The 265-nt window shown below is 64.2% G+C and carries 1 protein-coding gene; it reads right to left on the minus strand.

From position 1 onward, the window contains the following. On the minus strand, positions 1–265 hold a 265-nt coding region (locus tag ASD34_RS28000), incomplete at both ends, for a hypothetical protein (protein ID WP_235509951.1).

A 265-nucleotide genomic window follows, 5' to 3' on the forward strand; every position in this document is an offset into this window, starting at 1 on the left:
CAGGCTGCTCACGTTGCTGTTGGTCGTGCTCAGGCCGGTGGACAGACTCGAGATACCGCTGGTGGTGGTGCTCAGGCCCGTTGAGAGGCTCGAGATGCTGCTGGTGGCGGTGCTCAAGCCGGACGACGTCGAAGTCGACAGGCTGCTGACGTTGCTGTTCGTCGTGCTCAGACCCGTCGACAGGCTGGAGATACCGCTGGTGGCCGTGCTCAGGCCGGACGACGTCGAGGTCGACAGGCTGCTGACGTTGCTGTTCGTCGTGCTC

Source organism: Variovorax sp. Root473 (assembly GCF_001426505.1).
In the GTDB taxonomy this organism is placed as follows: Bacteria; Pseudomonadota; Gammaproteobacteria; order Burkholderiales; family Burkholderiaceae_C; genus Variovorax.